General features: G+C 63.4%; 11 protein-coding genes. 7 read left to right on the plus strand and 4 right to left on the minus strand.

Features of this window, described 5'->3' with window-relative positions:
- Positions 1 to 4 precede the first annotated feature (4 nt).
- On the plus strand, positions 5 to 820 hold the full coding sequence (locus H623_RS21170; protein WP_022901251.1) for an alpha/beta fold hydrolase: 816 nt from the start codon (positions 5 to 7) through the stop codon (positions 818 to 820).
- A gap of 16 nt (positions 821 to 836) precedes the next feature.
- Here H623_RS21170 and H623_RS0112400 read toward each other — a convergent pair whose 3' ends face one another.
- From H623_RS0112400 to H623_RS19735, 4 genes are all read right to left on the minus strand, one after another.
- Entirely contained in the window at positions 837 to 1,676 is an 840-nt protein-coding gene (locus tag H623_RS0112400; RefSeq protein WP_022901252.1) for an SDR family oxidoreductase, read from the minus strand.
- A gap of 252 nt (positions 1,677 to 1,928) precedes the next feature.
- Positions 1,929 to 2,195 (minus strand): PIN-like domain-containing protein, encoded by a 267-nt coding sequence (locus tag H623_RS22210; RefSeq protein WP_169514923.1) that lies wholly within the window; start codon positions 2,193 to 2,195, stop codon positions 1,929 to 1,931.
- Positions 2,192 to 2,860: a DUF433 domain-containing protein gene (locus H623_RS0112410; protein WP_022901254.1), complete on the minus strand. Its 669-nt coding sequence runs from the start codon at positions 2,858 to 2,860 to the stop codon at positions 2,192 to 2,194. Before H623_RS0112410 ends, H623_RS22210 begins: the two co-directional genes overlap by 4 nt.
- A 133-nt stretch (positions 2,861 to 2,993) precedes the next feature.
- A complete protein-coding gene (locus tag H623_RS19735) occupies positions 2,994 to 3,272 on the minus strand; it encodes a helix-turn-helix domain-containing protein (RefSeq protein WP_022901255.1) in 279 nt (92 codons plus the stop codon).
- Positions 3,273 to 3,342: 70 nt separating this feature from the next.
- On the opposite strand from H623_RS19735, the gene H623_RS0112420 reads away from it, so the two are divergent.
- The 6 genes from H623_RS0112420 to H623_RS0112445 all read left to right on the plus strand — a co-directional run bounded on the left by H623_RS0112420 (position 3,343) and on the right by H623_RS0112445 (position 13,543).
- Entirely contained in the window at positions 3,343 to 4,008 is a 666-nt protein-coding gene (locus H623_RS0112420; protein ID WP_022901256.1) for an N-6 DNA methylase, read from the plus strand.
- Positions 4,005 to 6,164, plus strand: coding sequence for a GmrSD restriction endonuclease domain-containing protein (locus H623_RS19740; protein ID WP_022901257.1), 2,160 nt, complete (start codon positions 4,005 to 4,007; stop codon positions 6,162 to 6,164). Before H623_RS0112420 ends, H623_RS19740 begins: the two co-directional genes overlap by 4 nt.
- Positions 6,161 to 7,849 (plus strand): Eco57I restriction-modification methylase domain-containing protein, encoded by a 1,689-nt coding sequence (locus H623_RS0112430; protein ID WP_022901258.1) that lies wholly within the window; start codon positions 6,161 to 6,163, stop codon positions 7,847 to 7,849. Before H623_RS19740 ends, H623_RS0112430 begins: the two co-directional genes overlap by 4 nt.
- The gene (locus H623_RS0112435) at positions 7,842 to 10,412 is read left to right on the plus strand and encodes a DEAD/DEAH box helicase family protein (RefSeq protein WP_022901259.1); all 2,571 of its coding nucleotides are present in this window, start codon (positions 7,842 to 7,844) and stop codon (positions 10,410 to 10,412) included. The genes H623_RS0112430 and H623_RS0112435 overlap by 8 nt, the downstream gene beginning before the upstream one ends.
- Before the next feature lie 634 nt (positions 10,413 to 11,046).
- The gene (locus tag H623_RS19745) at positions 11,047 to 12,264 is read left to right on the plus strand and encodes an ROK family transcriptional regulator (RefSeq protein ID WP_033371974.1); all 1,218 of its coding nucleotides are present in this window, start codon (positions 11,047 to 11,049) and stop codon (positions 12,262 to 12,264) included.
- A 187-nt stretch (positions 12,265 to 12,451) separates the two neighbouring features.
- Positions 12,452 to 13,543, plus strand: a complete 1,092-nt coding sequence (locus H623_RS0112445; RefSeq protein ID WP_022901261.1) for a type I restriction endonuclease — start codon at positions 12,452 to 12,454, stop codon at positions 13,541 to 13,543.
- Positions 13,544 to 13,552: the final 9 nt, after the last annotated feature.

The following is a 13,552-nucleotide window of genomic DNA, read 5'->3' on the forward strand; positions in this document are numbered from 1 at the left end:
GGTCATGCCACACCTGAGCGTGCCGGGGGCCGAGCTGTACTACGAGGCGGAAGGGCAGGCATCCGCTCCCGCGATCCTGCTCATCCACGCCGGATGCGCCACCCTGCGCATGTGGGACTCTCTCGTTCCCGCGCTGGCCGTCGACCACTACGTCGTGCGGTTCGACAGCCGCGGATACGGACAGACCCGCACCGACGACGTGAAGTTCAGCGATCGCGCGGACGCCCGCGACGTGCTCGACCACCTGGGTGTGCAGCGGGCGACCGTGGTCGGGGCGTCCCGCGGCGGCCGCATCGCTCTCGACCTGGCGCTCGAGTCACCGGAGCGGGTCGCCGGTGTCGCGACAGTGGGCTCGGGGCCGAGCGGGTTTCCGGACACGGAACTCACCGACGACGAGGATGCCGCGTTCGACGCGCTCGACGACGCCTACGAAGACGGCGACTGGGCGCTGATGACCCGGCTCGAGACCGCTCTGTGGGTGATCGGCCCGACTCGCGACGAGTCGACACTCGATCCCGAGTTCGTGCAGCTCGCCTACGCGCTCAACCGCCCGAACACGACGCACCGCGCGGAAGCGCCGGTCTCGGTGCCGCTGGATCCGCCCGCGTATCCGCGCATCTCCGACCTGCGGATGCCCGTGCTCGCCACCGTGGGCGAGTACGACCTCTCGTTCGAGTTGGCCGCGCAGGCCTTTCTGGTGGACGCCCTGCCGCAGTCCGAGGGATACGTGTTCAGCGACACGGCGCACCTGCCGAGCGTGGAGCATCCGCACGAGTTCAGCGCCGTGCTCACTCGCTGGCTGGCGAAGCACCGCCTCTGACGCGGCGTGCCGTCGGTCAGCGAGCGCGGCCGACGAAGTCGTCCATCGAGGAGTAGACGCCGAAGACCGGGCCGGCGATGGCATCCCATGCGCGCACCGGCAGGATGCCCTTGAGCGCCTTGGCGAGGGCGACCGACCTCGGCAGCGTGAGGAGCGGGCGGCCGGAGAGCATGGCATCCCACACGCGATCGACCACGTAGTCGGGCTTCATGACCGGGGTGAGCAGCGGCCCACGGGCACCCTCGAACATGCCGGTGTCGATGTAGCTCGGGGCCACCGTGGTGACCTTCACGTTGCTGTGGCCCTCGCGCTCGAGCTCCAGGCGGAGTGAGTCGCTCCATCCGATCAGGGCCCACTTGGATGCCGCGTACACGCTCATGCGCGGATTCGACAGCAGTCCCGCGGCCGATGCGACGTTCACGATGCGCTTGGCGCGGGAGGCGTCGTCGATCATGGCGGGCAGGAATTCGCGCGTCAGGTACATCGGCGCGAGCGCGTTCACCTGCATGATCTTGCGGGTGTCATCGCCGTTGTCGTGCTCCCAGAAGAGGGCGCCGCGCACGATCCCCGCGTTGTTGATGATGATGTCGGGCGCTCCCGCCAGCCGGCGCACCTTGTGCGCGGTCTGCGCGATGGCGCCGAGCTCCCCGAGGTCGACGGTGTACGGGTGGATGCTCGTGCCCGGGTCGGCGAGCGCGGTGAGCACGCCGGTGACTTCTTTGAGCGAGTCGTGGTCGACATCCCACAGGATGACCGACCTCGCCCCCTCGAGCACCGCCCGCTCCGCGTAGAGCCTGCCCATGCCGCTCGCCGCGCCCGTGATGAGGATGCGGGCGCCGCGTACCGTTCGTGCCATGGCTCTATTGTCGCGGGTCGGCGCGGGGCGCTTCGCGTGCGCACAATTCAGGACGCGACCGGCAGCCCCGCGCGGCGCACTGCGCGTCGCCCGCGCATAACTCAGGACGAGACGCGCATCCAGCGGCGCATGCCCCCACGCTGCCGGGACTTCGGCCGAGGAGCAGCCATGCGCAGCATGAATTGTGCACGCGGCTCAGGGCGAGGCCACTCGTCCGGGCAGCACTCGGCCTGAATCGTGCGCGGCTGCTGCCTATGCCAAGGCGCCGAACACGTCGTTGAGCGCCTCGGCTTCGAAGGGCCGCTTGGCCACATTGCGATCTTTGGTGATCAGAACTTCGTCGCGCGCTGCAGCGTCGGCGATCCACACCGGATCGGCGACGCCTGGGACTCTTGCAGGCCGTAGCGTTCGTCCATCGTGACGACACTCCAGCCCGCGTCTCGAAGACCATTCGGCACGACAAACGAGCCGACCCCGCGATCGATGAAGAACCGAAGGTCGGAGCGCATGACAGTTCAGGCTGCAGCGTAGTTCAGGTAGAGGAGGTCGTCCAGGTTGAGTCGATAGTCCTCGGCCACATCCGCAGGAGGCTCACCCGCGCGCACCCTGCTCAGCACATCGTCGATCGCGATTCCGCGAGACTCAACGCTCGGCCTCCCGCCATTGAGGAGGGGACGCACCACGACGCGCGTCTTCGTGAACTGAGGCAGGGCAATCGACGACGCATAACCGAGATCTCCGAAGTCGATCTGTTTGAGGTATCCCTCGACGACCTCGTTGAATACGGCCTGGCCGTTCCTCACGACCATCAACCGCTGGTCGGCGCGATCATCCGATTTGATCAGTACCTCTGCACCGTCGGTCACCAGTCTCTTGTTGGCGAGTGCATGATCGAGTTGAAGGTTGTCCTTGAGCATCTGGACCGCTGGCCTGATGCGCTGCAATGGCAGCCCCGCCTTGCGGAAGGCATTCAGCACGTAGACCTCGGCGAGCCCCGTGAACGACACCTGCGGACCAGTTCCCTTAGCCACGCCATCTATCACGGGTGGATAGGAACGGCCGTCCTCCGCTCTACCGAGCAACCAGCTGTGAACGGTCGACGGCGAAGCAGAAACGATGCGCGCGACTTCGCCCTTCGTGTACAGCGGAGCGGTGTACACGCGATCCAGAGTCTGCTTGCTCACGTGGCGATGATATCCACGGCTGCCGACGTCTTCCGCGAGGCTGGTCGCAGCTGTGGAGAGGTAAGCATTGGCAGCCCCGGTGGAATCAGTGCTCCTTCCCGATGCCGACCGAGCCACGTTCGACGCAGTCCCCTTAGCCGGCAGCCTTCCGGCGCCCGTCGTCCGCTCTCACGGCGAACATCTCCGGCTTGAGCCCATCCAACAACTCACCCGGATGCACGCCGAGCGCCTCTGCCATCCGCACCAGCGACTGGATGTTCGGCATCGATCGTCCGGTCTCGTAAGCGCGCACATTCGATGAATCGATGCCGCTGAGAACAGCGACCTGATCCTGTGTGAAGCCTTGCCGCTTGCGCTGCTCCGCGATCAGCCCGCCGATGTGAGCGGCGGCTTCGGACGGGACGCGGGGCATCCATTCAGAATCACGTCACCCCAAGACTGGTGCCAGGGCGCATGTCACCGGGTACTTGTACGCTCAATGCATGGCAACAGAGGCTCAGCGGGCGGAAAGGCTCGTCAAGTCGAAGCAGCGGGTTGCCGATCACGGCGAAGTCTTCACACCGTCATGGCTCGTCAACGACATGCTCGACCTCGTCAAGTCGGAGACAGAGCGGATCGACTCCCGCTTTCTCGAGCCGGCTTGCGGTTCCGGCAACTTCCTCATTCCCGTTCTTGAGCGCAAACTCGCGGCGGTTAACGCTCGCCACGGGCGGAGTGACTTCGAGAAGAAGCACTACGCGCTCTTCGCGCTCATGTGCGTCTACGGCATCGAGCTGTTGCCCGATAACGCCACTGAGTGCCGGACGAACCTGCTCGAGACGTTCGCCACATTCCTGAAGCTCGGCCACGACGATGTCTGGCGCCGAGCCGCTGAAGCCGTTCTCGCGGTCAACATCGTGCACGGCGATGCCCTCAAGATGACGGATGCCTCGGGCCAGCCGATCACGTTTCCGGAGTGGGGCTACCTCGGGCGCGGCAAGTTCCAGAGGCGCGACTTCGGATACAGCAACCTGACGGAGCGCGGCTCGTTCTCCGGAACGCTCTTCGAGGCCTTCGAGGAGCACGAGGTCTTCGTACCCTCCCGCACGTATCCGCCGATGACTGTGCAAGAACTCGCGAGGTCTTCACACGAGGGCGAGCCCGCATGAAGACCGATGTCGTCAAGCCTCAGGGAATCTTCTTCAACCCGAGCCGCTTGGTCGTCCCTCTCTTCCAGCGCCCGTATGTCTGGTCGCGCGAGACGCAGTGGGAGCCGCTCTGGCAGGACATCATGCGTCTCATCGAGGTCATCGAACAGCATGATCCGCAGGCAACGCACTTCCTCGGTGCCATTGTGACCCAGCAGGTGCCCATCGGGCTCGGCGGGCTGCCGACGGCGAATGTGATCGACGGACAACAGCGGCTGACGACTCTTCAACTGCTCCTCGACGCCCTGCACTCGGAACTCCAGCGCCGCGGTCTGGAAACGCTCGCCAGTCAGGTGGAACACCTCATTGAGAACCCGCCCGACGCATGCGAAACCGACGAGGATCGCTACAAGCTCTGGCCGACCAACCGCGACCGCGACGCGTTCGCAACGGTCATGTCAGCGCCCATCCCCGTCGACTACGAGTCCGTCTCACCTTCACGGCTGCGCGACGCACACAAGTTCTTCGCCGAGGCCATCGCGGAGTGGCTGGGCGACGACGCGCAACCGGCGGTGAGACGCGCGAGGTTGCTGGTACCGGCGATCAAGGATCGGCTCGAGATCGCGAGCATCACTCTCGACGCGAACGAGGATGCACAGGCGATCTTCGAGACGCTGAACGCTCGCGGCACTCCGCTCTCGGCCGCCGACCTGATCAAGAACTTTGTCTTCCAACAAGTGCCTGCGGCGATCGCGGAAAAGACGTACCTCGCCAACTGGGCCGAATTCGAAACGCCGTGGTGGGAAACCGAGATCACGACCGGTCGCATCACAAACTCACGGGCATCCCTTTTCCTCTGGCAATGGCTGGTCGCACGCACCCTGACGGACTTTCCGATCCGCGAGGTGTTCACCCAGTTCAAGTACTACGTCACGACCGTTGAGAAGGACGTCACGGTGCTGCTACCGCGTATCCGTGCAGCCGCCAACCAGTATCGATCGATCATCGAGGGCGCGGAGAACCCCCATGGGCCGCTGAGCCGCATCGAACTCTTCAGCTATCGGGTGGGCACGCTCGGGTCCGAGATCGTGCGTCCGCTTCTGATCTGGTTGGACGAGCCGGAACAGGCAGCAATACCCGAGGCGGACCGGCGTCGCGTTCTGGAGGCCCTGGAGAGCTGGTTCGTGCGACGCGCTCTGGTCAAAGCACCCACACAGGGCACCAACCGGTTTCTCATCGACCTTCTGCGTTATCTCAGCGAACAGCCGAAGGAATCGGTGGCGAACGCCGTCGAGCGGTATCTCGTCAGCGCGCACACGACGGTCGGGTACTGGCCTGGCGATGCCGAGGTACGGGATGCCGTGATCGGCGCTCCCGCCTACTGGAAGTATCTACGCGCACGCCTCCGCATGGTGCTGGAGGCGCTCGAAGACGACAAGCGCGGCTACCCGGACGGCAAGAAGCTCGCGACGAGCCCGATCATTCGAGGCAAGGCGACCATCGAGCACCTCATGCCACAAGGGTGGCGCACGCACTGGAAAGGCGGGTTCAGCGAAGAGGAGGATGCCGCTCGCGATCGGCTGGTGCAGCAGCTCGGAAACCTCACACTGATCACCCAGTCGCTCAACAGCAGCGTGTCGAACGGCTCGTGGGCTACCAAACGGGACTATTTCCTGCAGCACAACGATGCGTTGATCACGATGGATGCCGTCATCCTCGCTGGCGACGGCAAGTGGGGCGAGCGCGAGATCGACGAACGCACCGACCTCATGGTCAGTCAACTCCTCGAGATCTGGCCGGCCCCTGCTGGGCATGTCGGATTACTCACTCAGCCCGAGCGGCCAGCAACGATCGCCACGGTCGATCTGGCCCAGCTTGTGTCGTCTGGCTGGCTCCAGCCCGGCACTCGCCTGAAGCCCACCTGGACTGCGCTCTCCGACGTGGAGGCCGCGATCACGCAGGATGGCCGGGTCTACGTCGGTGATGTCGGCTATGACTACCCGTCTGGTGCGGGTCGGGCTGTCGCCGGAACCGGGGTCAACGGCTGGACGTTCTGGGCAGTCGCCGAGACCGGCAAGTCCATCTATGACGTCAGAAGTGACTACCTCGCGAGCCTCGGCGACGCCGATGCGTCGGTGGCCGACGACGTCGATGACCGGCTGGCGGACGAAGCATGAGCGACGTGGCAATCAAGAGCCCGCTTTCGCTACGACGCCATAACCCCGACGTCCTCACGTGCATCGCAAACCTCTCCAACGATGAGGTCTTCACGCCGCCCGACTTCGCGAACCGCATGCTCGACACGCTCGCGGATGCCTGGGCCGAAGCCAACAACGGCGCCAACATCTGGGCGGACCCGAAGGTCACGTTCCTCGATCCATTTACCAAGTCCGGGGTATTCCTGCGCGAGATCGTCGCACGGCTCACCGATGGCCTCGAGAAGTGGATGCCCGACCTCCAGTCGCGCGTGGACCATATCCTCACGAAGCAGGTGTTCGGCGTCGGCATCACCGAGCTGACCGCCCTGCTCGCCCGGCGCAGCGTCTACTGCTCGAAGTGGGCGAACGGCAAGTACTCGATCGCGAAGTCGTTCGATCGGGACTGGGGAAACATCTGGTTCGAACGGACCGAGCACACCTGGATCGGGCGCGAACGAGTTCCTCGCGTGCACCCGGACACCGGCCGGAAGGTCTGGGTCGACCTGATCCGTTCGGGAAAGTGCAAGTACTGCGGCGCCCCTGGAGCTGAATATGCCAAGGACTCCGGCCTCGAAACTCACGCCTACGCCTTCATTCACACCGACGACATCAAGGCTCGCATGGCCGAGCTGTTCGGAGCCGACATGCAGTTCGACGTCATCATCGGGAACCCGCCGTATCAGTTGAGCGACGGCGGCTTCGGCACGAGCGCGGCACCGATCTACCAACTCTTCGTTGAGCAAGCGAAGGCGCTCGGCCCGCGGTTTCTTTCCATGATCGTCCCGTCACGCTGGTTCGCTGGAGGCAAAGGGCTCGATGACTTTCGAGAGGCAATGCTCGCCGATGATCGGGTTCGTGTAATAGACGACTATCTGAGTGCTTCAGATGTCTTCCCCTCTGTCGGTCTCAAGGGCGGGGTTTGCTACTTCCTCTGGGAGCGCGATACTCCCGGCCCCTGTCGAGTAACGACACGATTCAAGGGCCTTCCCCTGTCGACATCGACGCGCCCCCTTCTGGAGGACGGCGCCGATATATTCGTGCGCTTCAACGAAGGCGTCTCAATACTCAAGAAGGTCGTCGAAGTCGAGGGCGGAAAACGAGGATCCCTGGGGCTGCCCGCTGACAAGCGTTTCGACCGGTTGGTGAGCTCCAGCAAGCCCTTCGGGCTCCGCACATTCTTCAAGGGACATAGCGAGGCCGGGCCTAGAGACCTGCTTGTGTACCAGAACGGAGGCAAGGCTTTCATTGATCGAGCGTCGATAGGCACCGGAACCGACCTCATCGACAAGTGGAAGGTTTTTGTCGGTGCAGCCGCGCCCGGAACCGGGAACAAAGACACTTACCCCCATCGAGTCCTCAGCACGCCCTTTGTGGGCGCGCCAGGGTCGATCTCCTCCGAGACATATCTCTGCATTGGTCCGCTTGAAACCGAAGAGCAAGCAGCAAGCGCTTTGTCGTACCTCGAGTGCCGATTCACTAGATTGCTGATCCTCCTGCACAAGTCGACACAACATACGACCCGAAAGGTTTACGCCTTCGTTCCGACTCAGGAATGGAACCACGCATGGTCGGACGACGAGCTGTACGCGAAGTATTCACTCACTGACGAAGAGGTCGCATTCGTCGAAAGCCTCGTACGCCCGATGGCCGCCACTGATGCCTGAACCCGCGTCCGAGATCTTCGCGCCGAAGCCCGATTCGCCGCTTCGCATCTACGCGTGGTCATCGTCCGAAGTTGCCGAGCGGTGGCGTGACTGCCTCAAAGTTGGCCAGACGACCAGAGACGTCAACCAACGAATCAAGGAGTCTCAGGGCCAGACTCGCGTGGCGTATCGTCTCGAAGTCGACGAGCGGGCGGATCGGCCCGACGGGAGCATGTTCACGGATTCGGACGTGCGCGCACGACTCATTTCCAAAGGATTTGAGAACGTCGTGTATGAGTCGAGTCGTGAATGGATGCGATGCACGCCCGCCGACGTAGAGGCGGCGATCTTTGAGCTTCGAAACGGGACCGTAGGCCCGCGCGCCCACTACGAGACGTTCCCGATGCGCGCCGAGCAGAAGCGCGCCGTCGAGTCGACGCTCAAGTACTACCGTTCGATTTGGAGCGAGAACGAAGACGCCGTTCCCGAGTTCCTCTGGAACGCCAAAATGCGGTTCGGCAAGACGTTCACCGCGTACCAGCTGGCCAAGCGGATGAAGGCGAAGCGCATTCTCGTCGTCACGTTCAAGCCCGCGGTCGAGGATGCCTGGAAGACCGACCTCGAGTCGCACTTCGACTTCGACGGCTGGCAGTACATCTCGCGCGAGGCCGGTGGGGATCCGCAGAAGGCCGACCCGGAGCATCCGCTCGTGTTCTTCGGGTCCTTCCAAGACCTGCTCGGCCGCGACAAGGCCGGCAACTTCAAGGCGAAACACCAGTGGCTCAAAGAGCTGCACTGGGACCTCGTGATTTTCGACGAATACCACTTCGGCGCGTGGCGCGACACCGCGAAGGAATTGTTCGAGGGCGAAGACGATTCCTCGAAGAAGAAGGAGATCGCGCAGGAGTTCGGCTCCGACCTCGAGACGTTCGCCGACGAACTCGAAGAACTGCACAGCGATGAGGACACGTTCGTGCCGATCCGTGCTGGCGCCTACCTCTACCTCTCCGGCACGCCGTTCAAAGCGCTTGCCACCGGGCGCTTCATCGAAGAGCAGATCTTCAACTGGACCTACACCGATGAGCAGCGCGCGAAGGCAGAATTCACGAGCACGAATCCCGGCAAGTGGAACCCATACGAAGCGCTGCCCGAGATGCGGCTCTTGACCTACCAAATGCCGGACGAACTCGTCTCCATCGCGACTGACGGCGAGCTCGACGAATTCGACCTGAACACGTTCTTCGAAGCGAAGGTTCCGACCGGCTCCGGGGCGGCAGATGCGGAGTTCGTGCACAAGGATGACGTGCAGAAGTGGCTCGACATCATCCGTGGCTCCTACCTGCCCACGCAGGTCGACGCGCAAAAGGCGGGCACTCGGCCCCCACTTCCGTACTCGGATGTGCGACTACTGCCCTATCTGCAGCACTCCCTCTGGATGTTGCCGCGCCAGGCATCCTGTGCCGCGATGGTGAATCTGCTTGCTGAGAAGCAGAACGTGTTCTGGCACGACTACACGATCGTGAACGTGTCGGCACCAGGGGTTGGCATCGGCTTGGATGCGCTGCCACCTGTTCGCAAGGCGATCGGTAATGGCTTCGACACCAAGACCATCACGCTCACGGTCGGCAAGCTCACGACGGGCGTCACCGTGCCGCAGTGGTCGTCGATTCTGATGCTTCGCAACCTCAAGGCCCCGGAGACGTACTTTCAGGCGGCGTTCCGGGTGCAATCGCCGTGGTCGATCAAGAACCCGAACGGTGACGACCCGAATGAGGAAGAGATCCTCAAGCCGGTCTGCTTCGTATTCGATTTCGCGCCGACGCGCGCACTGCAACAGATCAGCGACTACGCCATCGGGCTCGCGCCCGAAGAGTCGAACCCCGAGCGCGCCGTCGAAGAACTGGTCAGCTATCTGCCCGTGCTCGCCTATGACGGGCTTCACATGCATCCGGTCGATGCTGGCGACATTCTCGACATCGCCATGTCGGGCACGTCGGCCACCCTCCTCGCCCGCAAGTGGCAGTCCGCCATCCTCGTCAACGTCGACAATCTCACGCTGAAGAAGATCATGGCCGACCAAGCAGCCATGGATGCCGTCATGAAGATCGAGGGATTCCGCGCGCTCGGCGCCTCCATCTTCGAGACCGTCGTCAACAAGTCCGAGGCCGTATCCGAGACGAAGAAGTCCAAGGGCGAAGCAATCACAACCAAGGAGAAGAAGGAGCTCTCGGAGGACGAGAAGAAGCTCAAGAAGAACCGCAAGGCGATTCAGGAGAAGCTGATCAAGTTCGCCACGCGCATCCCGGCCTTCATGTACCTCACGGACTACCGCGAGAACACGCTGCAAGACGTCATCCAGAAACTCGAACCCGGCCTCTTCAAGGCCGTTACCGGCCTCACCGTCGAAGACTTCGACCTGCTCGTCTCGCTCGGCGTCTTTAACGCCGCGCACATGAACCAGGCGATCTTCGCCTTCCGGCGCTACGAAGATGCCTCGCTCTCGTACACGGGGATCGCGTCCCATGAAAATCTGCGGCACTACGGCCTGTACGACACCGTGGTGGCCATCGAAGAGTCGGCGTAGGAACGCTGTTCCGCGTGAGCGCACGGCTCGGGCTATACGTGCATGCCCTGAATGCACTGGCGTCCTAGTCGCTCAGCCGCTCTCGACCATAACCGGCTGAGCGCGACAGAGCTGAGCATCACGACCCCGTGCCGAAAATCGGAACCTTGCCGCGGCGCGCCGAGTCGGCACCGCGACGCGTCGACAACGTTCACAGATCTCCGATTTTCAGCACGCGATCCCGCGCACCACTTCCACGTCCCTGCTCCCACCGGCACCCCCACGCCGTCCGATCGGTGCCGCAACACCGCCCGCCGGCCCACGCCGCTCATCCACCACTGCGCCGGTCCGCCGCACCGCCTCCACGCCCGTGGCCACCCTGCGAGCCGTACCTTTACATGGAGGCCGGCACGTCCTCGCCCGTCACTCCCTTCGCAATGCGAACTAATTCAGGCTGAGGAGAATCAGGCGTCGTATATATCGATGCGGCCGGATATGGCCTGAGTTAGTAATGAGGGACCGACGGGCGGCCGAGTCGGGGTGCCGCCCGCGCCGACGCACCTCCGGGTACGGCCTCGCCGACGCACTTCCGGGGCTCGCGATGCTCGCCGATATACTTCGTTAAGGTAAGAAATGTTCTCGACAGGTGGTGCAGATGGCTCGCCGGCTCAAAGGTGCCTCGTCCGCCGACACGCGTAGCGCGATCCTCGACCTCATCCGCTCGAGCGGGCAGATCAGTCGCATCGAGTTGTCGGAGCAGTCCGGGTTGACCGAAGCGACGATCTCGAAGATCGTTCGAGCCCTTATCGTTGGCGGTCTCGTCATCGAGGCCGGGTACGCCGAGTCGACCGGCGGCAAGCGCCCCGTCCTGCTCGAGCTGAACACGGCCTCACGCTTCGCCCTCGGAGTATCACTCGACTACGCCCGCATCTCGCTGGTGCTCTGCGACATCAACGGGACCGCACTCCACAGCCACGCCATCAAGGGCGCAGGGCGCAGCAAACCACAGACCGTCATCGATCGGGTGGCCCGCGAGATCGGAAGGTTCTGCGACAAGTACGCCGTCGCGCGCACCGACATCATCGGCGTCGGGGTATCCGGCGCCGGCCGCCTCGACGCCTCCGGCGGAGTGCTCCGCTCCTCACGCCAGACCGGCGAATGGGAGGAGTTCGCCATTGAAGCGGCACTGAATGAAGCGACCGGCCTCCCCGTCATCCTGGAGAACGACGCGAACTGTGCGGCGCTCGGCGAGTTCTGGTCAGGGCGCGTATCCACCTCGCACGACTTCGCCACCATCTACATGGCTACAGGCATCGGCTGCGGGCTCGTCGTGAACGGCGACGTCTATCGCGGCGCCTCGTCGAACGCGGGTGAGATCGGCCACGTTCCGCTCGACCCCGACGGACCCGAGTGCTTCTGCGGTTCGCGCGGATGCCTGGAGGTACTGGCCACGCCGGCGGCGGTCGTGCGCGCGGCACGTGCGCGCACCGCGTTGTGGAAGCGACTCGAGCTGCACGACGCCGAGGGCGAGGATGTCCGCACCTCGTTCGCGACGATCGCCACGGCCGCCGTCTCGGGCGACGCCGACGCCCACTCCTTGATCGCGCAGTCCGCCCGCTACCTCGCTTCCGCCGTGCTGGGCCTCACGAACATCTTCGACCTCGACCGGATCTTTCTCGCCGGCCCCGGATTCGCAACGGCCGGACCGATCTATCTCGAGACAGTGCGCGACGTACTGGGCCGGCTGGCGTTCATGCGCATGGTGCACCCCGTGTCGGTCGAGATGGGCGAAACGGGGCCCGGAGCGGCGGCGCGAGGCGCTGCATCCGTGGTGCTGCACAGCAACCTCACACCGCACCACGTGCGCGGCTGAGAGCCCACTGCTGAGGCTCTGCCGCTGCGGTGACCAGCACACCCCAGCTACTGATGCGTCTTCCTGGCAAGGTCAGTCGGAGCGGATGCGTCCGGCCTGAGGCGACGGCCCCGTTCTGGGGACACGACTACGGCCGAATCCGTGCTTGCACTCCACTACTCTGGGCCCCGACCCGGGAGGAATGACGATGGAGTTTGAGGAGCGCCTCGCTGCGCTGGCCACAAAGGTGCAGAATCAGCGTGAGGCGATTCAGACCGAAGAAGCGACGAAAAACGCATTCGTCATGCCCTTCATCTCCACGATCCTTGGTTACGACGTTTTCAACCCTCTCGAGGTCGTGCCGGAGTTCACCGCCGACGTTGGCGTGAAGCGCGGTGAGAAGGTTGACTACGCCATCATGCGTGAGAATGAGGTCCAGATCCTCATTGAATGCAAGAAGTCGACCGAGCCGCTGCGAATCGAACACGCTTCGCAGCTTTTCCGCTACTTCTCGGTGACGAATGCGCGTATCGCCGTGCTGACGAACGGCGAGGTCTACAACTTCTACACGGATCTCGATGCGCCGAACAAGATGGATGATCGGCCGTTCCTCGTGCTCGATCTCGCCGATGTGGACGAGACGCTGCTTCCCGAGCTTCGGAAGCTCACGAAAGACGCTTTCGATCTCGACTCCGTCATCAGCGCAGCCGAGGAACTCAAGTATGTGGGTGCAATCAAGCGAGCGATCGCGGCACAATTCCGCGAGCCAGACGAAGATTTCGTTCGACTCTTCACTTCTCGCGTGTACGACGGACGCTTTACGCAAGAGACACGGATTCAGTTCACGGCCCTTGTCGCGAAGGCTTCAAAGCAGTTCCTCAATGAGCAAGTGAACGACCGACTCAAGACCGCACTAGGCGCGTCCTATGCAACTGTTGACGCGGCCCCCACGGAGACCGTGGCAAGCGAGCAAGTCGCGCAAGCGGATATCAACCGCGACACCGAGATCGAGACAACCCTCGAGGAGCTCGAGGGCTACCAGATAGTGAAGGCGATCGCCTGCAGTGAGGTGAAGCCCGACCGCATCGTCCACCGCGATGCGAAGTCGTACTTCGCCATCCTCCTTGATGACAACAACCGCAAGCCAGTGGTTCGTCTCTGGTTCAACGCTAAGAAGCAGAAATACATCGGCCTCTTCGATCAGAACAAGGTCGAGACGAAACACGCTCTCGAATCGCTCGACAGCATTTATGAGCACGCGGAGGCCATTCGGCACACGGTTCGGGCGCACCTCGCTTGATTTGCTCTC

It is taken from the genome of Humibacter albus DSM 18994, from assembly GCF_000421825.1.
GTDB classification, from domain to species: domain Bacteria; phylum Actinomycetota; class Actinomycetes; order Actinomycetales; family Microbacteriaceae; genus Humibacter; species Humibacter albus.